The 22,974-nt window shown below is 58.6% G+C and carries 23 protein-coding genes; 10 read left to right on the top strand and 13 right to left on the bottom strand.

Features of this window, described 5'->3' with window-relative positions:
* Positions 1 to 17: 17 nt before the first annotated feature.
* Positions 18 to 1,169 (top strand): alpha-hydroxy acid oxidase, encoded by a 1,152-nt coding sequence (locus CQ050_RS17670; protein ID WP_105558122.1) that lies wholly within the window; start codon positions 18 to 20, stop codon positions 1,167 to 1,169.
* A 15-nt stretch (positions 1,170 to 1,184) separates the two neighbouring features.
* On the opposite strand, the gene CQ050_RS17665 is transcribed toward CQ050_RS17670, so the two are convergent.
* The 3 genes from CQ050_RS17665 to soxC form a co-directional block, all read right to left on the bottom strand.
* Positions 1,185 to 2,405: a MalY/PatB family protein gene (locus tag CQ050_RS17665; RefSeq protein ID WP_105558121.1), complete on the bottom strand. Its 1,221-nt coding sequence runs from the start codon at positions 2,403 to 2,405 to the stop codon at positions 1,185 to 1,187.
* An 84-nt stretch (positions 2,406 to 2,489) separates the two neighbouring features.
* A complete protein-coding gene (locus CQ050_RS17660; protein WP_105558120.1) occupies positions 2,490 to 3,065 on the bottom strand; it encodes a c-type cytochrome in 576 nt (191 codons plus the stop codon).
* Complete coding sequence (gene soxC, locus CQ050_RS17655; RefSeq protein ID WP_105558119.1) at positions 3,052 to 4,371, bottom strand: sulfite dehydrogenase; 1,320 nt, start codon at positions 4,369 to 4,371, stop codon at positions 3,052 to 3,054. Before soxC ends, CQ050_RS17660 begins: the two co-directional genes overlap by 14 nt.
* A gap of 167 nt (positions 4,372 to 4,538) precedes the next feature.
* On the opposite strand from soxC, the gene CQ050_RS17650 reads away from it, so the two are divergent.
* A complete protein-coding gene (locus tag CQ050_RS17650) occupies positions 4,539 to 5,135 on the top strand; it encodes a TetR/AcrR family transcriptional regulator (RefSeq protein ID WP_105558118.1) in 597 nt (198 codons plus the stop codon).
* Here the strand turns inward: CQ050_RS17650 and CQ050_RS17645 are convergent.
* Together CQ050_RS17645 and dapA are read right to left on the bottom strand one after the other, a co-directional pair.
* Entirely contained in the window at positions 5,126 to 6,031 is a 906-nt protein-coding gene (locus tag CQ050_RS17645) for a LysR family transcriptional regulator (protein WP_105558159.1), read from the bottom strand. The genes CQ050_RS17650 and CQ050_RS17645 overlap by 10 nt on opposite strands.
* A gap of 111 nt (positions 6,032 to 6,142) precedes the next feature.
* Entirely contained in the window at positions 6,143 to 7,036 is an 894-nt protein-coding gene (gene dapA / locus CQ050_RS17640) for a 4-hydroxy-tetrahydrodipicolinate synthase (protein ID WP_105558117.1), read from the bottom strand.
* 252 nt (positions 7,037 to 7,288) lie between these two features.
* Between dapA and CQ050_RS17635 the strand changes: the two genes are divergently transcribed.
* From CQ050_RS17635 to CQ050_RS17620, 4 genes are all read left to right on the top strand, one after another.
* A complete protein-coding gene (locus CQ050_RS17635; protein ID WP_105558116.1) occupies positions 7,289 to 8,080 on the top strand; it encodes an SDR family NAD(P)-dependent oxidoreductase in 792 nt (263 codons plus the stop codon).
* A gap of 32 nt (positions 8,081 to 8,112) precedes the next feature.
* On the top strand, positions 8,113 to 8,460 hold the full coding sequence (locus CQ050_RS17630; RefSeq protein ID WP_105558115.1) for a carboxymuconolactone decarboxylase family protein: 348 nt from the start codon (positions 8,113 to 8,115) through the stop codon (positions 8,458 to 8,460).
* Positions 8,461 to 8,481: 21 nt separating this feature from the next.
* Positions 8,482 to 9,045: a TetR/AcrR family transcriptional regulator gene (locus tag CQ050_RS17625; protein WP_105558114.1), complete on the top strand. Its 564-nt coding sequence runs from the start codon at positions 8,482 to 8,484 to the stop codon at positions 9,043 to 9,045.
* A gap of 126 nt (positions 9,046 to 9,171) precedes the next feature.
* On the top strand, positions 9,172 to 9,822 hold the full coding sequence (locus CQ050_RS17620) for a DsbA family protein (RefSeq protein ID WP_105558113.1): 651 nt from the start codon (positions 9,172 to 9,174) through the stop codon (positions 9,820 to 9,822).
* A gap of 1 nt (position 9,823) precedes the next feature.
* Here CQ050_RS17620 and dsbG (CQ050_RS17615) read toward each other — a convergent pair whose 3' ends face one another.
* Entirely contained in the window at positions 9,824 to 10,522 is a 699-nt protein-coding gene (dsbG, locus tag CQ050_RS17615; protein WP_105558112.1) for a thiol:disulfide interchange protein DsbG, read from the bottom strand.
* 404 nt (positions 10,523 to 10,926) lie between these two features.
* Between dsbG (CQ050_RS17615) and CQ050_RS17610 the strand changes: the two genes are divergently transcribed.
* Positions 10,927 to 12,255 (top strand): amino acid permease, encoded by a 1,329-nt coding sequence (locus CQ050_RS17610; protein ID WP_233214135.1) that lies wholly within the window; start codon positions 10,927 to 10,929, stop codon positions 12,253 to 12,255.
* 49 nt (positions 12,256 to 12,304) lie between these two features.
* Positions 12,305 to 13,501: a MalY/PatB family protein gene (locus CQ050_RS17605; RefSeq protein WP_105558111.1), complete on the top strand. Its 1,197-nt coding sequence runs from the start codon at positions 12,305 to 12,307 to the stop codon at positions 13,499 to 13,501.
* Between the two features lie 22 nt (positions 13,502 to 13,523).
* Here the strand turns inward: CQ050_RS17605 and CQ050_RS17600 are convergent, their stop codons facing one another.
* From CQ050_RS17600 to CQ050_RS17570, 6 genes are all read right to left on the bottom strand, one after another.
* Positions 13,524 to 14,447: a LysR family transcriptional regulator gene (locus tag CQ050_RS17600; protein WP_105558110.1), complete on the bottom strand. Its 924-nt coding sequence runs from the start codon at positions 14,445 to 14,447 to the stop codon at positions 13,524 to 13,526.
* 638 nt (positions 14,448 to 15,085) lie between these two features.
* Positions 15,086 to 15,937, bottom strand: a complete 852-nt coding sequence (dsbG, locus tag CQ050_RS17590) for a thiol:disulfide interchange protein DsbG (RefSeq protein WP_233214134.1) — start codon at positions 15,935 to 15,937, stop codon at positions 15,086 to 15,088.
* Positions 15,934 to 16,785, bottom strand: a complete 852-nt coding sequence (locus CQ050_RS17585) for a TlpA disulfide reductase family protein (RefSeq protein WP_105558108.1) — start codon at positions 16,783 to 16,785, stop codon at positions 15,934 to 15,936. The genes dsbG (CQ050_RS17590) and CQ050_RS17585 overlap by 4 nt, the downstream gene beginning before the upstream one ends.
* Positions 16,782 to 18,506: a protein-disulfide reductase DsbD gene (gene dsbD / locus CQ050_RS17580; protein ID WP_199196852.1), complete on the bottom strand. Its 1,725-nt coding sequence runs from the start codon at positions 18,504 to 18,506 to the stop codon at positions 16,782 to 16,784. Before dsbD ends, CQ050_RS17585 begins: the two co-directional genes overlap by 4 nt.
* Before the next feature lie 115 nt (positions 18,507 to 18,621).
* Entirely contained in the window at positions 18,622 to 18,918 is a 297-nt protein-coding gene (locus CQ050_RS17575; protein ID WP_105558106.1) for a hypothetical protein, read from the bottom strand.
* A gap of 54 nt (positions 18,919 to 18,972) precedes the next feature.
* Positions 18,973 to 19,767, bottom strand: a complete 795-nt coding sequence (locus CQ050_RS17570; RefSeq protein WP_105558105.1) for a sulfite exporter TauE/SafE family protein — start codon at positions 19,765 to 19,767, stop codon at positions 18,973 to 18,975.
* A 70-nt stretch (positions 19,768 to 19,837) separates the two neighbouring features.
* Between CQ050_RS17570 and CQ050_RS17565 the strand changes: the two genes are divergently transcribed.
* Complete coding sequence (locus CQ050_RS17565; protein WP_105558156.1) at positions 19,838 to 20,503, top strand: response regulator transcription factor; 666 nt, start codon at positions 19,838 to 19,840, stop codon at positions 20,501 to 20,503.
* Complete coding sequence (locus CQ050_RS17560; protein WP_105558104.1) at positions 20,500 to 21,846, top strand: sensor histidine kinase KdpD; 1,347 nt, start codon at positions 20,500 to 20,502, stop codon at positions 21,844 to 21,846. Before CQ050_RS17565 ends, CQ050_RS17560 begins: the two co-directional genes overlap by 4 nt.
* 187 nt (positions 21,847 to 22,033) lie before the next feature.
* On the opposite strand, the gene CQ050_RS17555 is transcribed toward CQ050_RS17560, so the two are convergent.
* A complete protein-coding gene (locus CQ050_RS17555) occupies positions 22,034 to 22,903 on the bottom strand; it encodes a LysR family transcriptional regulator (protein ID WP_105558103.1) in 870 nt (289 codons plus the stop codon).
* Between the last annotated feature and the right edge of the window lie 71 nt (positions 22,904 to 22,974).

Genomic DNA, 22,974 nt, shown 5'->3' with positions numbered 1-22,974 from the left:
TCTCTTGGAAAACAACGATGCGTTTGAAGCATTGCCACAACTATCACGACTTCCGGACGCTGGCCCAGCGTCGCCTACCCGGCCCGATTTTCAACTACATCGACGGAGGGGCAGACGACGAGGCTACGTTGCGCCAAAACAGTACGTCCTTCGATCGCTTTGACTTGGTCCCCAACGTTCTCCGTGGCGTGAGGGATGTGGATCTGTCGGTCCAAATCATGGGCCAGTCAATCGACATGCCGGTGTATTGCTCGCCGACCGCGTTGCAACGTTTGTTCCACCACACCGGCGAGTTCGCCGTCGCCGCTGCCGCTTCAAAGTTTGGAACCATGTTCGGCGTTTCCTCGCTGGGAACGGCGAGTCTTGAAGAAATTCGGAAGCGCCATAGTGGTCCCCAGGTGTACCAGTTCTATTTCCACAAAGACCGCACGCTAAATCGGGCAATGATGTTACGGGCAAAAGAGGCTGGCGTTAACGTCATGATGCTGACGGTGGACAGTATTACGGGCGGCAACCGCGAGCGCGACCTGCGCACCGGCTTCTCCATACCCTTCAAGCTGAACTTGGCCGGCATTTCGCAATTCGCCGCAAAACCCGCCTGGGCCATGAACCACCTGCTTCATGAACGCTTTCGCTTGCCGCAGTTGGATGGCCATGTCGACATGGGCAAGGGCGCAATGTCCATCGGCCGCTACTTTACCGACATGCTGGATCCTTCAATGACATGGGATGACGTCGCGGATATGGTGACTGAATGGGCAGGGCCTTTTTGCCTCAAAGGAATCATGTCCGCCGCTGATGCTAGGCGTGCCGTGGATATCGGTTGTACCGGGATAATTTTGTCCAACCACGGGGGGCGGCAGCTGGATGGATCGCGCACGGCGTTCGACCAACTCGCAGAGATCTTGGATGCGGTCGGAGGCGAAATCGACATCATGATGGATGGCGGAATTCAGCGAGGTACGCACGTGCTGAAAGCCCTGTCCATGGGGGCCAAGGCCGTCGGAATCGGACGGTATTACCTCTTCCCCTTGGCGGCTGCCGGGCAGGCGGGCGTGGAGCGTGCCCTTGGCGTGCTTCGTAATGAAATTGAACGCGGTATGAAACTGATGGGGTGCAAAAAGATCTCGGACCTATCCCGCGCAAACCTCAGGCTCGCCCCGTTGTGACTCTGTCCAAAGCACTTAGAGGCTATCTAAGGCTGACAACAAGCGTTCGACTGCGTCGTCGACAGTTGATCGTGGACAGCCAAGGTTGACACGCATATAGCCATGCCCTTCAACGCCGAATTTTTGCCCCTTGTCCAGCCATAGCCTCGCGTTGATCAGCAAGTATCTGTTCAAAGCTTCGGCGGACATGCCTGTTCCGCGGCAATCCATCCACGCCAGGTATAGCGAATCCGCGGGCAGTACCCTGATCTTCGAAGTTGAGCTGTTGATCCGATGCGCAAAGTGCAGCTGGTTGCCCCTGACGTATGCGAGCATCTGTTCCAGCCACGGTCCGCCGTGCGTATAGGCCGCTTCCGCGGCAACCATGCCAAGCGTGTTGACCAGCGGGAACATATTGCGATCGTATTGCCTGATGAACTCATCACGCAGCTTGGCATTCGGTATGAACAGATTGGCGCTCTGCAGGCCTGGAAGGTTGAACGTTTTGCTTGGCGCGGTGCAGGTGATGCTGCGTTCGGCAAAGCCCGGGCACAGGGACGCAAACGGCGTGTGTGACTTCGCCGGATTCATGATCAAGTCCTGGTGTATTTCGTCGGCAATCACCAGCACGCCGCGGCGCAAACATATCTCTCCCATCGTATGCAGATCGGCTTTGCTCCACACGTTCCCAGTGGGGTTGTGTGGATTGCTCAGGATGAAGATCTTCGTATTGTCCTGGATGGCGTCTTCAAACACTCTCTTATCGAACACGTATCCCGATTCCGAGCGGGTCAGCGGGGCGTAGGCGAGCTTGCGTCCGTTAAGCAGAACATCGTCATGAAAATGCGCGTAGACCGGCGGCTGGATAAGTACCGAATCGCCGGGAGCGGAAAATGCCTGGATGGCGATTTTTATAGAGGTAATGATGCCCGGCGTTTGCACGATCCATTCCGCGTCCACATTCCAACCAAAACGTTTACCCTGCCAGTTGATGACTGCCTCCAGATATGACCTAGGGGCGCCGTTGGGGTAGCCGAACACGCCATGTTCAACTGCCTGGTGCAGGGCATCCAGCACGGGTCTGGGCGCCTTGAAGTCTGAATCGGCAACCCACGTAGGCAGCGGTTGCGCCCTGGCTTCATCCTCAGACAAGAATTGCTGCATCCCTCCCCACTTCATCGAGTTGCTATTCTTGCGGTCGACGACCTCATCAAAATCGTATTCCTCAACTACGTTCTGAAATTCCCTTGCTGACATGGCGGCGTTGATACTCACTGTGGCAATCCTCTTGACTGGGTGTCGGGTGCAAATGATGCGTCGTGTGATGCAATGGTGGCGGTGCTACTTGGAAAGGCAGTCCTTCATGCATCTGTCCACTTTGACGTCTGGGCGGTCGTCGACATAGAAATTGCCGCGGTTAGGCATCTTGATGCTGGCCAGGTTGTCGGCGCCCAGGGTTGCCGTCGCGGGGAGGATATCGTTCTTGTGCAGCAGATATGCTGTGACGCTGTATACGTCTTCATTCGAAAGAGATTGAGGCGCCTGGAACGGCATGGCGCGGCGGATGTAGTCGAACAGTGTGGTGGAGTACGGCCAATAGCTGCCGATCGTTTTAAGCGGCTTGTCGGTCGTCAAACTGCCGACGCCGCCGGCTAAAGCCGGCCCGAGGCCTCCTTCGAGATTCGCCCCATGGCACGCCAGGCATTGCGCCTGGTATACGGTTTGGCCTTGAAGGACCGTTCCTTGGCCCGGGGGCAACCCCGTGCCATCGGGCAGGATGTCGATGTTCCAACCTGCAAGTTCTTCTTTGGTAAGGTGTCGACCCAGGCCTTCTAGACCGACCTGTCCAAGAGCCGGCGCGATCAGCGCGCCTGCACAAAGGGCGACGACGCTTGTGATTGCCTTATGCGCGGCCATTTGTGACCTCCCCGCTTGCCGATACGCGCCAGGGTTGTACTGCATTGTTGTGGTAGAAGGAGAACTTTCCTCGCACCGCGATGAGTTGAGCCAAAGTCGGCTGTACATAGCCAGTCTCGTCGATTGCCCTGCTCATCAGCATCAGTTCCTTTCCATCCCAGTCGAAGGGCGCTCGAAACGAAGTTAACGCCTTGGAAAGGACGGGTTCTTGCAAGATGGCGGGGGACCAGCTATCGCCACCGTCGATCGAGACATCCACACCAGTAATTTTTCCGCGGCCGCTCCAGGCGATGCCGCGCATTTCGTGCGTACCTTTGCGTGTCAACCGTTGTGTGCCGGAAGGGAACGTGATGATGGATTTGCACTCCATGACGAAGGAAAACTCACGCGCTCGCCCATCAGCCATCAGGTCCGTGTATTTGGCCGTTTCTTCCCGGGTGTGGCCGGGCTGATCGGTGACATGCAGGCGCCTGAGCCATTTGATACTCATGTTTCCCTCAAAGCCTGGGACGAACAGTCTTATCGGGTAGCCCTGTTCAGGCCGCAACCGTTCGCCGTTTTGGCTGAAGGCCACGAGGACATCGTCCAGGCATTTCTCTATGGGAATGCTTCTTGTCATGCCGGCCCCGTCGGCGCCTTCCGCCACGATCCACTTCGCCTTGGGATCTAGCCCAGCGTGATCAAGCAGCGTTTTCAGACGTACGCCAGTCCATTGTGCACAGCTCACTAGACCAGTAACTTCGGCCGCAGTTTTTCCGTACGGCGGAAGAAAACTGGGATTGCCGGAGCATTCCAAAAAGTAGATGTGGCTTTCACTAGGAAACTGCCGCAGTTCCGCCATGTCAAAGACCATGGGGTTCTTAACCAGACCGTGAATCATCAGACGATGCTGTTGCGGATCAATTTCTGGCACGCCGGCATGATGCCGCTCATAGAACAGACCGTTAGGAGTGATGATGCCGTCCAACTCCTGCAAAGGCGTAGTGCTGTAAGCGGACATCGGCTCTTTCAGCCCGGGATACAAGTTTCTTATTGCCTTGGTTTCGAATTTTGACGGTACGCCGTACGGCGTTGCAGTCGGTGCGCCCAGCGACTTTGTCCATTTCGGCACATTGGGCGGCAGGTTGTCGTTGGCGGGGGCTGTCGGGACTGAGGCTGCTGTTTGTGCAAAGCCGGAGTCCGCTAGGCCTAGCGTTGCCAAAGAGGTTGCTATGGCGGTGCCCCTGGTCAGGAACTGCCGTCGGCCATCCGCCTTGCCAACAAACGGCTTAACTGCGTTCGTTTTCCCTTCTTCTGAACCGTCCATGCTTCCTCCCCAGTAGTGCCGTGGTGCAACGGCCATAGTTGCTTCGGTGTGGCCGACCGATCGGTCGGTCTGTTTTTGACGAGCATACAGGGAATTGGAAAGGGAGCCTAGTACTGCGGGAGATACAATTGCTGGACCTTTCTCACGTCAAATGGAATGAATAGGCAGTGGCTAGCAAAAAAACCGAGGAGCTTCCTGCTAATCGCGACCGCATCCTCAAGGGCGCTGCTGCCCTGTACGCAAAGCGGGGATTCCACGCGGTTGGGATGAATGAGTTATGCGCCGCCCTTGACCTGAGTCGGGGGGCCTTCTATCACTACTTCCCTAGCAAAGATGATCTGCTGGAAGAGATCTGCCGTCAGTACATGACGAAATTGCTGCATCTGGCAAAGGTCTCCAAAGCAGAGGAGTCCGATCCCACAATGCGCTTGCGTCGCTTGGGGAGTGAGCTTATTTCGGTAATCGGTGCGCATCGAGACGAACTTGCCGTGTGCTTTCGCGAGACAATTTCCCTGGCGGATGACCGGCGCCAAGGAGTGCTCGCCCTACATGCCGCCTACGAGAGGATCTGGAAGGAAACCCTAATTGAGGGTGAGAAGACTGGCGTCTTCGTTCCATATTCCCGTTTTCGGCTCAAGGCGTTGTTAGGCATGTACTACTACAGCTATCTGTGGATCGACCCGACGTCAACATCTTCCATACGGCAAACGAACGAGACGTTCGAGTCCATCTTGGCCGCCGTCAGCAGCCGCAGTCAGCCTTGAGCGGTTACGGCGCTTGAGTTCCGAATCGCGTTCCAAAGTTCTTCAAGTCCAGGCCGGCGAGTGTCTCGCGCTTTATAGGCATTGATGGATATCTGCACGTCCCATCTTCCTTCTCCAACCGGCACGAGGTTCCATTCACGGCCCTGCCGAAATGAGCTGTCGGCAAGCCAAACAACGCCATATCCGCTTGAAGCAAGGTCGCCAAGCACGTCTGAGGACTCCGACTCGAAGACCGAGTAACCGGTGACCGAAGGATTGTCCCGTTTCGCGATCTCCACCACGCGGGAAAACAGGGTGGTGGGTGAATAGGTGAGCAGGGGCACAGGTAGATCGTCATCGCCGGGGAAGGCGATGCGACCGGCATCGACTTCAAGAGGCGACGCGTAGGGCTTCACGCGCTCGGTGCCAAGATGGAGTTTCTCGTAGCGATCTTCACGCAATCGTATGGGGAGTTCCGCGTGTTCGAAACAGACGAGCAGATCGGCAGATCCGCTGGTAAGCGATGACACGGTGTCGTGGATATTGCCCAGTTCAAGGCTGCAGCTCAGGTCATGCTCATTTGACCAGGTCTTCCACCACTCATGTAGGCGGGTAGTCGCCAGTGCATGGGGCAACGCTATTCGCACATGGTTGCGGTCAGGGCTGGATCGAAGCTGCGAGCGCGATGCAGCAAGCCTGTTGACAACGTCCGTCGCGGTCTCGCGAAATCGCTCACCCGCCGCAGTCAGAGCGGTGGGAAATGCATTTCGGTCGATCAACTGTGTACCGAGCCATTGCTCAATTGCCTGGATGCGCCTACTGAAAGCGGCCTGCGATAGATTTCGGATATCGGCAGCTTTTGTGAAGCTCTTGACTTCAGCCAGCACGAGAAAGTCTTGAAGCCATCTGGTGTCCACGGTAAAGCTCCTGGGCAAGGGCAGCGCGGCACTGCGGCGAAGATTCCGTCACAGCGACCGCGCAATTGTAGCGCTGCCTAACCAGGAATGGCAGCGTCTGCCCTGATGGACCTAGGCGTGAATACTGGCAGAGATATGCTCCAGGGCTGCCGCAACGCGATCTAGCGTTTCGGCCGACGCTCCTTGCAACGGCGATCTAGCCGGCCCGACGGGATGCCCGATCAGCGCCATGGCGTCTTTCAACGGCGCAGGGTGGTTAGCGGTGTAAAGCGCCTCGATCAGCGGGAGAATTGCGTAATGAATGCTGCGAGCGTGCGTCACGTTTTCCTGCGCCACTGTTTTGAACAGTTCAACATGCTCGGCCGGGATGATATTGGACGACATGAAGATGCCGCCCGGGCTGCCAAGCAGGAACGTCGGGAATCCGAGGTCATCGTCCCCGGAAAGCACATCCATCCTTTGGCCCAAAGCGCGGATCTTTGCTGCGACGACGGCCAAGTCGCGTTCGCACTCTTTCAACGCCACCACCGAGGAAAGGGTCGCGATTTTCTCAAGCACGGGGATATCCAGATTGACGCCTGTCCTGCCGGGATTGTTATAGGCAACGATCGAGATCGGAGCGGTGTCCGCTACGCGTGAGAAATGTTCAAAAATGCCCTCCGCGGTGGTTTTGACGTAGTAGGGGGGCAAAACAAGGGCCGCGTCAGCGCCTGCGTCAGCCGCGTGGCGGACTACCTCTTGCACCTCCCGCGTTCCGGGCGACAGGGCACCCACGATCACGGGAACGCGCCCCTTCACATGCTCTACAGCAACTTCAACAACTTGCTTGCGTTCCGACGGCGTAAGGCTCACATACTCGCCAGCGCCTCCGACGACGAGCAAACCTGAAATGCCGGACTCGATCTGGAAGTCGATGAGCTTGCGGAAGGCCGGCTCGTCAAACGTGTCCGCTTTCGTAAGCGGGGTGACAAGTGCGGTGTAGATGCCATGCGCGGAGAAAGTCATGTTTGGATGCTTCACTCAAAGGTGGGCTTGAAGGGATGCTTGCAGGATAGAAGGCGTGCTTTCTTGGCGTCCAATGTTCAATTCACATCGTGAAGCGTTGCGCCAGACGCATGTGGAGATGCGTTAAGAACATCAACATCACGTCGCGTACCGAGCAGTTCTGCCACTCTCGGCGATAGTGGTTGACAAGAGCAATATGCCACACTAACCTGCCTACTAGTTGGTAGGGTAATGTTCTTAAAAGGAAGTCATATGGACACCAAACAATTTATGGGCCGCAAGCTTCTGGCGGTAGGTGGGACGAGCGGAATCGGGTTCGAAGCCGCTCGCATGGTTGCTGAGCAAGGTGGAGCGGTTGTGCTCGTCGGCAGCCGTCCTGAAAAGGCGGAGGAGGCGCGTCAGAAGCTTGAGGCGATCACCGGTGAAGGCAAGGCTGCGGCATTGACGGCAAACCTCTCCGATTTCGAAAGCGTCAAAGCGCTCATCCAGAAATTGGAGACGGAGCACGCCGACATTGATCTGCTGGTGAACTCCGCCGGGATTTACTACCCGAAGGCGTTCCTCGAGCATTCGCCGGCCGACTATGACAGCTTTCTTGATCTGAATCGTTCGCTGTTTTTCATTACGCGCCAAGTGGCAGCGTCGCTGGTTGCCCGCAACCAGCCCGGCTCGTTCGTCAATGTGACCGCCGTTGCGGCCAGGCAGGCCGTCCAGTCAATTCCTGCATCAGCCTATTCGATGGCCAAGCGGGGTCTGGACGCGCTTACCACGCACGTAGCTGCGGAGCTGGCGGAACACAACATCCGTGTCAACTCGGTGAGCCCTGCCATTGTCGAGACGCGAATTTTCGAACGATTCATTCCCACCGACAAGCTGGATGGGGCATTGAAGGACTTCAATAACTTCCATCCGCTAGGTCGCAACGGAACGCCGCGTGATGTCGCCGAAGCGATCATCTTCTTGCTTTCGGACAAAGCATCTTGGGTTACCGGCGCCACGTGGGATGTGGACGGCGGCGTGATGGCCGCTCGCAAGAGCGCTTGAAAGTAATCGGAACGACGAAAAGGCAAATGGATATGGAAAAGAAGTGGAACGGTAAGCTGGTGTCACTGATCAAGCGTGTAGGCGCATTTTCCAAGGCGAACGCGCCCGTTGCAGGAGCGCTGCATCAATTGGACGTTGCGACGCGCAAGGACAGCGTGTTGGATGCGAAAACGCATGAGCTGATTGCGCTGGCAGTGGCGGTCACCACGCGTTGCGATGGTTGTATCGCAGCCCACGCGGTCGCTGCAAAGAAGGCCGGTGCGACTAAGGAGGAAGTTGCCGCAGCGTTGGGTACAGCAATTGCCTTGAATGCGGGCGCGGCGTACGTATACTCTTCTCGTGCCCTCGACGCTTACGAGGAGTTTTCCGCCGTGGAGTGATCGCGGCGATTAGGAATAGACATGGTAATTGGAACGCGAGAAGCGCTGGTAAGGTCCGCCGAAAACCTGATGCGCACCAAAGGGTACGCCGCCTTCAGCTATGCTGATCTGGCCGAGGACATCGGCATCAGGAAGGCAAGTATCCATCACCACTTCCCCACGAAAGAGGACCTTGGTGTCGCGATCGTAGAGGAATATATCGAGCGGGTGCGCTCTGGTTTTCGACGTATCGAGCAGCAGAATTCAAATGTTGCCGATAAGGTGACGGCGTACTTTTCGCTGTTCCAAGCAAGTAGCAATCGCGGTCTACTTCCTATGTGCGGTGCACTTGCCGCAGAAATGAAGGTGCTGCCTGTGGAGCTGCAAAAGCTCACGCAGCGATTTTTCGATTTGCAGTTGACTTGGCTTCGGACGACGTTGGAAGAGGGCATGGCCGATGGAGATATCCCGGCAGGCCGGGGAGCCAAGCAGAAAGCTTTCCTGATCCTGAGCCTTCTGGAGGGGGCAAGTTTTGTCAATTGGGCTACTAAGGGAAAACAAGCCCTCGACGAGACCGTTGTTCTATCGATCATTGAGCAGAGCTAGCATTCGAAAAGCTACAAAGCGAAGTCGCGCCAAAAATGGGGCGGCTTATTTTCCCCTAGTTATCTACCGTCTAGTTGGTAGAGAAGTCCCGCAGGGCGAGAGTACGAGCGGCGAGAAAGGGCACGGATGAAGAGAGTTCGCGTAGTGGTTTGGTCGGACTTCGTCTGTCCCTGGTGTTGGATAGCCATCAGCCGTATAGGAAAGGCGGCGCGCAACTTGGCGCGGGAGATTGAGGTTGTGGTTGATGTCCGGTCGTATCGCATGGCCAAAGGCATACCCGCCGAGGGGTTCACGATGGCTCTGATTCGAAGGTTGGGCAACGTTACGACGGCCGATCGAATGATGGCCGCTCTCAATGAAGCCGGTAGTGAGGGGGGGCTGGAATTTCGGTTCAAAAAGATGCGGTTTGGCGATACAACGGACGCTCACGCGATGGTCAAGAGCATCGATTCGTTCGACAGGCGTCAGCAGTTAATCGAAGTGATTTTCCGCGCCTGCACCGCAGGAGAAAAGGACATATTCGACAGACGCGTGCTTTCCGAGCTTGCCATAGGGCAGGGTTTGACGCCGCATGAGTTCAGCTTTGATGCTCGGCACCTGGCGTCAGTGGCCCGCGATGAACGCGATGCCAAGAACCTTGCCTCCGGCCTCCCCCTTTCCTTATTTAATGAAGAGGTCATTTTGCCCGGGGCACAGGAGGTGCCAGCCTATGAGCGCGCGATGCTGGAGTCCGCAAGAATCCCGTGCCAGCTTCCCGACCGGGTGTCCGAAGCTTGACCTACAAAGGCCCTAGCGCCTCAGCCAAGGCCTGCGCCCGCGGCATACCGTTGTACTTCCTGAGTGCCCCATTGGCATCCAAGACGACTATGCCGGGCGTACCCCGGAAGCCTAGGGAAATCATAAGCATCTGATTCGCGTCCAGAACTTGCTGTACTGTCGGGGAGATCATATCGGCCGGTGCAATGCCGCCATGGCTAGACTTCACCTCGTTTTCGCGCAAGGCGGCGGATCGGTCGGAAGCCCCCAATATGGCCGCAGCCTTTGCCGGGCTATCCGCTTTGATGATACCCACGAGTAAATGGCGAATTTGTACCTTGCCGGAGTCGATCCACGGACGTGCCGCCTGCCAAAAGCGATTGCAATACGGGCAATTGGGATCGGTAAATGTATAGACGATGCGGGGAGCGCTGGCATCTCCGTCGAGCACCCATGTGGCCGATGCGAGCTGCGCCCAAGTCTTGCTCGCCAATGGCTTGGCCGCCAGGCTCTCCAATATCTTGTCGTCGAGCGCTTCGCCCGCGAATGCGCGCACTGCAGCGCCAGTCCCAGCATCGAACTCCTGAATCATGGTCAGTCCTCGTTCCTCCAGGGTTCTGATGGCGGCCGGTTTTTCAGCGCCAATAGCCTGGTTTTGGAAGAACAACAACGTAAGGCTAAACGCAACAAAGGTTGAAGGATTTGCCGGTCGGAAAAGCATAGGTAAGTCAGACCTTCCAATGGAGCAGTGTCGAGAGCCGCGAAGGTTCGGGGAGAAGTTCATTTTGCGTCGTCACGGCCATTTGATTGCTTGCGCGCGTCGCCGGGCGTGAGGATTGAGCGGGAGCCATGATGACAAACACGAGTGTCGCAATGAGCAAAATTTCTCGTTCATCACTGTACTTCTGTAAGGGGTGAGGTGGGGGCCTCTAGACCAACGTTCACTTATGAATTTTGCGCACAAATGCTGTGAGGAAATTTCCCCGCGTTGAGAAGCTGGCCGTCAGTACACTTCCTGCAGCCTTTGGACAGGCGTCCAAAGAGGTGCTGGTCCAGCTTTTCGGGGCGACGAGTTGCCGATCTGGCGGCGCAACCAGTTGAGCGTGACAAGATCAGGAGGGGATGTTGAACACAGCCGATAGCGCGGTTAATACAGCGCCGATCACAACGACACGCACGCCGGAGGAAAGTCCCCGCGAACGTGTGCCTTTCACTCGCTACGATGCCGGCTGGGTTGTGCTGTGCATTGGAATGGCGATTGGCGCCGGCATCATATTTCTTCCGGTGCAGGTGGGCTTGACAGGCATATGGGTTTTTGCAGCTTCGGTGCTCCTTGCGTACCCTGCGCTTTACATGATGCAGAAGCTGTATCTGCAGTCCCTTTCGGCGAGCCGGGAGGCTGACAGCTATGCCAACATCATCGCGCAGTATCTGGGAAAGAACTGGGGCATATTCCTGGCGGTCGTGTACTTCTTCATGCTGCTTAAGGGCATGCTCACTTACTCGCTAGCGGTCACGTTTGACACCGCGAAGTATCTGCAGACGTTCGGTATAACGACGGGTTTGCTTTCTGATAGCCCAATATTCTCATTGGCAATTCTCAGCGTACTGGTGGCGATCGCGGCGCAGGGCGAGAAGCTGCTCTTCAAGATATCGGGGCCGCTTGTGGTCCTCAAACTTGCCATCGTGGTGTTCCTAGGTGTCGTGATGGTGCCGTTCTGGAACATTGGCGCGAATGTCCCGCCCATGCCAACGACGTCCGATCTTGAAAAGTTCGCCATTGACACCATCCTTACCGTGCCGTTCACGCTGTTCTCCATCCTCTTCGTGCAAATCTTGAGTCCGATGAACATCGCCTTTCGTAGGGTGGAGTCTGACCCGCGCGTAGCAACGTACAGGGCCATTCGCGCGAATCGCATAGCGTACGTAATTCTGGCTGTTTTGGTTCTGTTCTTTGCGACGTCATTCTCGTTCGCGCTGTCGCATGAACAGGCTCTTTCAGCCAAGGCCCAGAACATCTCGGCGCTTGCCCTTGCCGGTGCAGTGATACCCGGGAACGGTGTCCTCTACTTGACCACAGCGCTTAATGTATTTGCTGTAGTCACGGCGTTCCTCGGAATCTATCTGGGTATTGAAGAAGCAGTTGCTGGCTTGGTGATGAACATTCTCACGCGGTTCGTGCCAAAGGAGCGCATAAACAAACGCGTGGTATCACTGATGCTCTGTGTCGCGATCGTGTTGGGCCTGTGGCTCTGGGTGCAAACCCGCTTCTCGATCCTGTTACTACAGCAGCTTGCATCGCCGATCTACGGTATTGCGTCCTTTATCGTTCCCTGCCTCTTGATCTACAAGGTCCCGGCGCTGCGAAAGTACATATCGCTGAAGGTCTGGTACGTCTTCGTATTCGGCCTGATCGTGTGCCTATCTCCCTTCCTGAAGGCCCTGGGCTACTGATGTCCACAGGCCGTCCATAAACTTGAAATCTAAAACTAAGAATCTCGAAATGACGCCCGATACTATGTTCGACTTCGATACTGTGGTGGACCGCAAGCAAAGCAATTCCCTCAAATGGCGATCGCAGGCCGAAATGCTCACGGCCGAGCAAGCCGCCGCCGATCCGCTTCCCATGTGGGTCGCAGATATGGATTTCAGATCGCCGCTTGCAGTGGTCGACGCACTGAAAGAGGCCGTGTCGCACGGCGTATACGGCTACCCCGCACGTCCGACGAGCGGCTACCTGAATGCCGTCACGGGATGGCAACGTAGGCGCTTTGGGTGGGATGTCCCCAATGATTGGGTCGTTCCGATTGCCAGCGTTATCGCGGCGCTGAAGACGATCGTGCTGGCCTTTTCTCGTCCAGGCGACTCTGTGCTGATCCAGCCGCCGGTGTACGTGCATTTCAACCATGATGTCGTCATTAACGGACGCCATGTCGTGAATGCGCCGCTGCACTACGATGGGAGTCGCTACCGGTTCGATGCCAAGGTGTTTGAAGAGGCGATTCGGGATGACACCAAGATATTTATCCTTTCGAATCCGCACAATCCCACTGGCAATGTGTGGAGCAAAGAAGATCTTTTCGCGATGGGCGAGATCTGTCTACGCCATGGTGTGCTCGTGATTGCCGACGAGATTCACTGCGACTTCGTGTTTGGGCAGGGGAAACAGCACACGCCATTTGCATCGCTTGATCCCCGCTTCGCGCTAAACAGCGTCACCTGCACGTCCGCAAGTAAAACGTTCAATCTGGCGGGCCTGCAGTGCGGCAACATGTTCGTGGCGGACAAGGTGAAGCGAGCCGAGATTCTGCGTACGATCGAGCGGAACTACAACACCCAGGTAAACGTTTTGGGAATGGTGGCGACCGAGGCCGCCTTTACACACGGCGGTTCTTGGGCTGACGCCATGCTGGCCTATGTGGTAGCGAACCAAAGGCACTTCGCTCAGCGCATCAACAACCTTGATAAGGGGATCAAGGTGCTGGAGATGGACTCGCTCTACTTGGCTTGGATGGACTTCCGGGCGCTTGGCATGCCAGCCGAAGAACTCGAAGATTTCATGCTTACCAAGTGTCGGGTATGGCTAGATAGAGGGCCAAAGTTCGGCTTGGAGGGCCACGGGTTCATGCGCGCCAATTTAGGCTGCTCTCGCAGCTTGGTGGATCAAGCCGTCGATAGCATTGCGAGCGCTCTCAAATAACGCTGAGCGACTGGGGTGGATCTCAGACGGTCGCAGCCTTGTGCCACGGCGCGCCGTCTTTGAATTTCTCCTCCAGGAATTCTACGAACACCCTGACTGCCGGGTTGCTATAGCGAGTCTTGAAGTACAGGGCGTAGAGAGAGTGTCGAGGCGGTGGAGCATACTGCGGCAGTACCTGTTGCAGCTTGCCCTCGTCCAGGTGACGCTGCGCTACATAGGCGGGCAGGCATGCGATACCTGCGTGATCAAGTGCGATCTCAGCAAGCGCCAAACTGGAATTGGCTACGGCGAGGCATCGCACCTTTATCGTCTCTGTACTACCAAGATGCGCGAAGCTCCATTCTCGATGCTCGGTCATCGCGGGATAGAGCAGGCATGAGTGATGGGTTAAATCCACAGGGTTGCGTATGGGCGGATGGCTGTTTAGATAGGCTGGAGACGCTACATACAGCCAGTGAATCGGTGCTAGCTTTCGCCCAGGATAGTCCCAGTTATCGCGTGCGGTGATGCGCAGAGCGACATCATGGCCTTCCGATGCAAGGTCCACCATGCGGTCATCAAGGTTCAAAGAAATCTCTATTTCGGGGTACTGCGCAGAAAAGTCGCGCACCAATCTCGAGACTTGCGTGCAGCCGAATGCCACCGAGCACGACACGTGTAGAACGCCCGATGGCTTGCGAAACTGGATAGCCTCATGCAGTGCAAGGTCGGCATCGCGGAGGATAGCTGTCGCACGTGCGTACATCATTGCTCCGCCTTCAGTCAGGGCGATATGCCGCGTCGTGCGCTTAATGAGTACGGTACCAAGCTGATCCTCAAGTTGGGCCAAAGCCTTGCTTACCGCAGACGGTGTCAGGCTAAGCTCGCGCGCGGCCTTGGACAGACTACCGTTCTCAACGATCTTAACGAAAAGCTCCAGTTTAGAGAGCGAATTGGACAATCGCATGTCAGACCCGGCCGCGCAAATGAGATATGCAATTATCTACGGAAAATGGCATCGAAAGTAGCATCAGCGCGGCCCTTCTTGTCGTCTGCTAGGGCAATTGCTTCCGCGGAGCTGATCCTGATTGGACTGAACCCAAAGCTCGAAAATCCATGTGCTCATCTCGACAACGAGTTATGTGGCTCGCTACGGGCGATTTCTACATAGGCCATGTCGTCAATACGAATCATTGGGGCTGAGCGTACGGGTTAAGTCGGGGTGGCCGTGTGGTGCGACGCCCGACATGCGGGCCCCGACGTGCAAAATCTGGGCTATAGGCGGACCTGTGCCTCTGCAACTACGAGTCGCGCCAACCGGTCCCACGGCGCTTGCTGCCAGCGTTCCAGCAGGAAATCGCTGAACGCCGTCAGCCGGCGCGGTTCGGGTTCGCTGAGCGGCGTCGGCCTCCAATGTGTCGCGCATCTCGCGGGCCTCGCACCATATGTCTTCTGGCGACCGCGTGAACTGCGCAGCATTAGCTGCCAATGCACGTGCGCCAAACCTGCGCACCGCTGTATGCAGTGCCTCTTCAAGCATCTTCATTCAGCTCGCCTCATTACGGCCCGGCGCCAGCGACGGGCACGAGACGTGATTGATATCGGTCACGGTCGTTTGCCCAGCACCTTCTCGATTTCGCTAGGCGGCATACCTGTGCGCTGATGTACCTCGCCATTTGCGTCGCGCCACACGAACGCAGGCGTCGCTCGCAGTGACAGCGCCTGCATGAGCGCCATATTGGCCAATAGCTTCCCCTCGATTTCCGACGGGATGGGGTCCAGTGGTTTAAGCACCTCATCGTTGACCGGCCGGAGTCGCCCCGTTGCCATCTGCGCTGCCACGCCAGCCGACTGCCTGGCCTCGTAATCGTGCAAGGCCTTTGCTGGATCCTGAGCTGACAACAATGCGGCCGCCATGCCGGGGCTTGTCGGCGTCAACATTCCGACTACGACGTGACGCAATTGCACATGTCCCGCGTCGACCCAGGGTCGAGCGTCCGCCCAGGACTTGGCGCAGTACGGGCAATTGGGATCCGTAAAGACATAGACGGTGCGGCCTGCATCTGGCTTGCCGTCGGCCAGCCATGTCGAACTTTCCAGCTGCTTCCAGACGTCGCTAGATATGGCCGGGGCCGTTGCCGATTGCAGTGGACCGTGAGTCAGATCGTTGCCGTCCTTGTCGAGTAGCGTGCCCGCGATCACGTATTGGCCCCCGGGCACGGCGTAGAGCGCGACAGGACGGTTGCCCGCCCGCGCCGCCCAACCCTGGACCCCTGCGGGAGTCTGTAAAGGGCCTAGAACCTCCAGACCTTCGGCCTGCAACGCCCGCAACGCGTGAGGGAGGTCGGAGGCGGAAGCGGGAGAAGTAAGCGACAGCATCAATGCCGCGATCACTGAAGCGCCAAAGCTGCGTGGGAACGATCCGGTACGAGCGGTAAGCGGAAGCGAGTCAGTCAAGGGAGCATTTCCTTAGAGGTGTGAGGAGCAGGGGCGTGGCTTATGAGCGCAAGGCGCTGTGCGAGCGTGGCTCGTGAGAGTTCTCCCAGCCGGGTGTCGACGTGCCGGCCGAAAGCGTCGAAGAACAAGGTGGCGGGTAATGCGCGATGACCGAACACGGTGGCGGCCTGGGTGTCGACGTCGAGGAGGACGTTTTCCAGCGCCAGCCCCTGCTGTGCGAGAAACTGCTGCACTACCGCGGTGCGCTCGCCTTGATTCAGGAAAACAAATGTGATCTCAGGATGGGCGGCCTGGGCTTGGGCGAAAACTGGCATTTCGCGCCTGCAGGGCGGGCACCAGCTGGCCCAGAGATTGAGCACGACCGGCTTGCCTTGAAAGGCTTGCAGCGATCTCGGCTCTCCCTCCAGCGTTCGGAACGTGGTTTCGGGCAGGGACGCGCGCGGTTCGCCCGATCCGGTGGCTGCAGCCACCCAGTGAGCTCCCGCCCAGACCAGCGTTGCCACCGCGATTCCTGTCAGCATGGGTGCCTTCCAACTGCTGCGATGCCCGCTCAGCCATACGGCGTAGGCCCATGCCGCGGCAAAACCGGCGGTGGCATTCCAGCCGCCGTCGCGAATGTCAAGGATCGAGACGGGATCGGCGGAGTACGCGGCGAACTGCTGAGCGACAAATGCTGCGCGCGAGGCCAGGATGCCAGTTAACAACACCCGGCCCATCGGAAGTTGCGTGTCGGGGCCGCGCCGCATAGCTAACCATGCCGCCACCCCTTGACCCATCAGCACGCTTGCGATGAACGCCACCAGAGTCAAGGGCAACACTAACGGTCCTACAGAAAGCATGCCGCTCATGGCGCCTCCAGCGCGAGACGATGCTGGCGGAGTAACGCCGAGGCGTCAAACTCGCCGGTCAGCCGCTGCGCACGCCGCTCGCGTCCATCGGCGCCGAAGAACAAGGCACTCGGCGGCCCGGGCACTTGTAGCTGGCGCAGTAGCGCCAATTGGTCCGGCGTGCTGCGGGTTAGGTCCATGCGAATTAGCTCGAACGACGATAGCGCTGCGCGGACCTCGGGTAGGGGATAGACCTCCCGTTCAATTTTCTTGCAGGACACGCACCATTGCGCCGAGAAGTCGAGGAAGACGGGTTTTCCCGCAGCTTGCGCGCGGCTGAGCGCCGCCGCCATGGCATCCGGTGCATCCACGGTGATGAAGCCATCGGTTTCGGCGGATGTGCCAGGGGTATTCACGTTGCCGGCCACCAGGAACGCCAACGGACGCACGGGGTCGGCCTGCCCCGCCGCGGCCCCCAGTTGCATGGCGAGTCCCCAGGTCATCATGGGAATCGAAACGCTGAGCAACAGTGCCAGATAGGCTGCTGATGTCCGTGCTTGCCAGGCCCAGATGGCAAGAGCACTGGCGATCGCAATGGCCAGGCCACCCCACAAGGCCAGGCTCACCGGAGGCGGAAGTATGCGTTCCAGCATCAGTACCGCGGTGCCGAGCAACAGGAACCCGAATACCGCTTTCACACGCTCCATCCACAGGCCAGGGCGGGGCAGGAGACGCGGGCCCAAGGCGCCGACGGCGAGCATTGGCAATCCCATTCCTAAGCCCAGCGAAAATAGAATCGCCGCACCACGTACGAGGTCTCCGCTTTCGGCGATGTACAGCAGCGTGCCAGCCAGCGGCGCCGTCATGCAGGGGCCGACGAGCAATGCAGAAACTATCCCCATCACCGCCGCACTCAACAAGGTACCGCCTTGTTGACGCCGGCCCGCTCGATCCAGTCTATCGCGCAACGACGCGGGCAGTTGCAGGTTGTAGAAGCCAAACATGGCGAAGGCGAGCGTGACGAACACCGTCCCCAGCAGGCCAAGCATGTAGGGGTTTTGCAAGGAGGCTTGAAGGCTGGCACCGGCCAACGCCGCCGCCACTCCCATGGCGGCGTACGTGGCGGCCATGGGAAGGACAAAGGCCAAGCTCAGTATCAAGCCACGCCTTGGGGACGCCCGCGCGCCGACGACCAGGGAGGAGACGATGGGCAGCATCGGCAGCACGCAGGGCGTGAAAGCCAGCCCCAGGCCCAACACAAGAAAAACTGCCAGGCTCCAGCCCAGACTATGGTTGTGGAGCGCATGCCGGATGCTCAGATCGCTGTTCGCGTCCAGCGCGGGGGCCGGGCTAGCGCTGCTAGTCGCCGATAGGCGGCTTATGTCGATGTCGCGCGTCTGAGGGGGATAGCAGAGACCGGCATCCGCGCAGCCTTGCCAAGTGACACGCAAGATGCCGTTCCCTGCGGGTGCGAGCACTGCTCGAGCCTGGCCGTGGTAGACCTCCATCACGCCGAAATTCGGGTCGTCCTTGCTTTCGCCTGGCGGCGTTTGCAGGGAAACCGACGTTGCCTGCGGCATGCGCTGTGCTTCGATACGCTCGCGATAAAGGTAATAGCCTTCGGCAATCTGCCAGTTCAGCACGACTTCGTCCCCCGCGCCGCGCGACGACTCCAGACGGAACGCATCTTCAGGGTCGAGAAATTCGTTCTGCGAAAAGGCCGATGTCGCGAACGTGGCCAAAGTTAGAACTGCAAGCCAAGGAAGCCATCGGCGTGCGAGCGCCCGGATAATGCGTGATTTCGTCATGCACCAGATAGTGCAGCGCGCGGATTATCAGAGGATTAACACTGCTGGGTCAGGCGCGGACGTATGACCAACCTTCGCTCTGCCATTCAGCCAGCAGAACGATGGCCGCTTCGGACAACACCGCCATCGGCTCTCGTGCCACGCGCTCGGTGCGCGCCAGGGTGTTAGGACACAGCCACGTGACAGCGTCAGCGGCATGAGATTCGCCCTCGAGCGCGGCGGCAACCGCCGAGCCGTTAAGCACCAGACGGATCTGCGCGTCGGGCCGAGCCTTGCGTAGATTTAGCACATTGTTGCGCGCACGCTCAAGCGCGGCGGACGTGGGTGCGTGGATCAATACATTCATGAGAGAGGTCCAGATGGGATCGGCGCAAGCACGGGCTAGCGCCATGGGGGAGGATCAAGTGCGCAGGATGAGAACGCCAGCGACGGCGACGCACACAGCGGCGAACACCCGCTGTAACACCGGTTGTGGCACGAGCGGTGCCGCCATCCGGCCGAGCATCATGCCCACGGTCGCGGCAGCGATGAACAGCCATTGCGCGTCGGTCAAGGAAAGGCCACGCATCACAGCGGAGCCGACCGTGACTGCCGAGACAAAAGCGATGACCATCAAGGAGGTGGACACGATATTGTGCATGCGGGCGTCGCTGAAATACGTGAGCGCCGGCACGATGATGAAGCCCCCACCCACGCCCAACATGCCGGTGCAGATGCCCGCCACGGCCCCTATCGACCCCAAAGTGACCGCGGCGCGACCGGTCCAGATGAACCGGCCAGTCTCGGCGGAAAGACGGCAGGCCTTGTTGCGATCGGCCGCTGGCGCCAGGCCGGCACGCGCGGGACGTGACTGGCGTGCCATGCGTACGGCCACGAGCATCATGACGGCTGCGAACCCCAGGCTAAGCCACGAGGCAGGAATCTGTCGCGCCAGCGCTAGGCCCAGCGGTGCGGTGACGGCGCCGGTGATTGCCATCAGGAGTGCGGCCTTGTAGCGCACCAGGCCGCTACGCAGGCCCTGGATGGCGCCCACGGCCGAGGCCGCGCCCACGGCGATCAGAGCCACTGGCGCCGCTTGCGCCAAAGACATATGCAGTCCGAACATGAGCGCGGGCACCGCGAGAATGCCTCCCCCGGCGCCGGTGAGCCCAAGGGAGGCACCTATGCACAAGCCAAGCCATAACGCAGTCGCCATGCTAAATTACCTTAGGAAATAAGCTTATTATTTAAAATAATTATGCGTGTTTTGGCTGGAAGGATCAATCGTGCGAATCTTGTTGGTTGAAGACGACGCATCCGTGGCGGCGGGGATCGAGGTTGGGCTCGGCCTGCACGGCTTCATCGTGGATAGCGTGTGCACGCTGGGCCAGGCCGACCTCGCGCTTCGAACGTCCCACCCGAGTGCCTGCGTGCTGGATCTGGGCCTGCCGGACGGAGATGGCATGTCGCTACTTGCGCGATGGCGGGCACGGCGCGAACATCTTCCGATCCTCGTGCTCACGGCGCGCGACAGCGTGACGCAACGTGTGGATGCTCTCCGGAACGGCGCCGACGACTACCAGCTCAAACCCTTCGATCTAGACGAGTTGGCTGCGCGCCTGCAGGCGATAATGCGGCGTGCGGCCGGCTACAGCGCCGACCACATCCAGCACGGCCCGCTCACGGTCAATTTATCGTCCGACGAAGTCCGCCTCGAGGGGCTGCCGGTCACGCTGTCGCGGCGCGAGCTTGGGTTGCTCAAGGTGCTGCTGCAGCACCCGGGACGGGTTCTGACCGCAGATCAACTGCGCGATAACCTTTATAGATCGGGTGACCGTGCGGAAAGCAACGCCGTCAATGTCCATATCCACAAGCTACGGCGCAAGCTCGGGATGAACGTGATCGAGACCGTGCGCGGTCTCGGGTACCGGCTGGGAAGCCAGCTCCCGTGAGTCTGCGCATTCGACTGCTGCTGCTCCTGGGAGGCGTCTGGATCCTATTGGGCGGCATGATGACGCTCTGGATGTTCGAGCGCGCCACGACCAAGGTCGACGACGCGCTTGATGCACGACTGGCATCTTCCGCATCCATGGTTGCCCGGCTGATTTCGCAAATACCTGTGGGCGCGGGCGCCCCTTTCGGCATGCCCGAAGGCCCATTGGACGTCCTCGCGCGCGATGGCGTGGCTTGCGAAGTCAGCCAGTGGCGCGGGGAAGTCCTTTCGCGAACGATCGCCCGCGTGGATGGCGGGCCGGCGTTGCGCGATGCTTCGGCCGGCTTTGGTTCGCTTATCCAGCATGGTGTCGCTTGGCGCACGTATGTAATGGAGGAGGGCGACTTACGCGTTGCCACCGCAGACCGGATGGACATGCGGACCGCGCTACGCACCGAAATCGCATTGACCGCGTTGGTGCCGTTGGCGGCGGGTTTGCTGGCAGGCCTTTTGCTGCTATGGCTAGGTATCGGTCGCGGGCTGGCTCCGATGGAGCGGTTGCGCCGCTCGCTCGCGCAGGGCAAGCCGCTGGCCGAGCTGCAATTGCGTTATCGGCGCATTCCCAAGGAACTGCGGCCGTTCGCTCAAACAATCACCCAATTGCTGCGAAGCATGGAACAGGCGCTTGAGCGCGAACGCCGCTTTTCAGACAATGCCGCCCACGAGATGCGCACGCCGGTGACGGCCGTCAAGACCCACCTGCAGGTGCTGGCCCGTCTGCCAGCACCCACGGAATCGGCACTGTGGCGCCAGTCGCTGGATCACGCACTACTGGGCACAGCGCGGTTGGAACGCCTGCTGGAACAACTGCTCCTGCTCGCCCGAGTGGAAAACAGTACGGAACAGGTATTCGGAGACGGCCTGCATTGCGATGCGGTGGTGGTCCTGAAGCCGCTGATCAAAGCTCTTCCGACCGCACGTATCACGCTAGCCTCACCGTCCGAATCGATCCACGTCGCACTTTCCGACACATTGCTGGTCAGCGCCGTGCGCAATCTGCTGGACAATGCGCTGGCCTACTCGCCGGCCGACCAGACGATCGACGTGACCTTGACGCCCTCTGCCTCCTCGCTCGAGATTTCTGTGCGCGACCGCGGCCCCGGCCTCAGCGCAGATCAGTGCGAGCGAGCCGTGGAGCCATTCTGGCGTGGTGTCCGACACACATCAGGCAGCGGCCTGGGTCTCTCCATCGTGGCTGCGATCGCAAAACAGCATGGCGGACTGCTGCAATTGCTGCCCGCACCCGATGGTGGGTTGGCGTGCCGCCTGACGCTGCCCTTGGCAGCCGCCGGTTCGTCTTAATCAATTTTGTTAAGCGGAAGTTAGTTCTTTATAGCTATCGTTCGCGATTGGCAGCCGGACACAATTCGAACGGCCAGGCGAGGCGGGAGAACCTCATGTCGAGGCATGTCATCCGTAGGTGCAAGAATACCCTGTGAGCCTTTCGCAAAGCACAGGCGGGAGATGCGGCGAACTTCGTTGGACGCCGCTATTCGGGACTTGTGGCCAGTAGCGAGTCGAAAAACTCATTATTGAGATGAGCGCGTGGGTTGTCTAGGCGTTCGATCAGACCAATTTGGCGGAAGAACGTATGCTCGCCTAAGGATATTTCCCTGATCTCAAGCCCAAGCTTTTTTAGTGAAGGCGTGCTCGGAAGAATGGCGACTCCCAGCCCTCTAGCCACTAGCATCGCAATGGTCTCCACCGAATCCACTTCCATGAATTCCTTGACGGAGTGCTTGCGCTGTTTAAGAAAATGATCGATTGACGCGCCGCCATGTGATCGGCGGTCATAGCGAATGAACGGCTGTGTTGCCAACAGCTCACCTACATCACTGTCCTTTCTCCACTGAGGCACCCACAGAACATAGGGTTCATTCCGCACGGGGCGCCATGAGAGTAAGCCGTGCACCGGAAAGGGCGGCTTTACGATGAGCGCGCAGTCAAGAATGTGCTTTTCGACCATTGCCAAAAGCTCCGCCGATGAGCCAGGGGTCAGATGGACGTCTGTGTTGGGATAACGCTTTCGAAACTCCACCACAGCGTCTATGACCTCTCCTAGCAGTCCCGTCATGATCGAGCCCGCTCGCAAGGTACCGCTGAGCAACTCATCTTCAAGACCATTTCGCATATCGTCGTACAGGCCCACTATGCGTTCGGCCACTGTGAGCGCACGGCGGCCCGCGTGAGTCAGGACGGTGCCTCGCCGTTGCCGGTCAAAGAGCTCGTTGCCAATTGACTCTTCGAGCTTGCGCATCTGCGTGCTGACCGCGGACTGTGACAATCCGAGTCGGTCGCCTGCTGCTGAAAAACTTCCGAGTCGGGCCACCGCCACGAACGTCTGCAGGTATTGGATCATTCGTTGCACTCCAAGCTGCAAAACGAATTGGAAAAGTGGTCATTGGACCACTCTACGCTCGAGCCGCTCTT

It is taken from the genome of Achromobacter sp. MYb9 (assembly GCF_002975275.1).
Lineage (GTDB): Bacteria > Pseudomonadota > Gammaproteobacteria > Burkholderiales > Burkholderiaceae_B > Achromobacter.
Note: the sequence above shows the minus strand (reverse complement) of the source record. Positions and strands in the feature narration are given on the sequence as shown.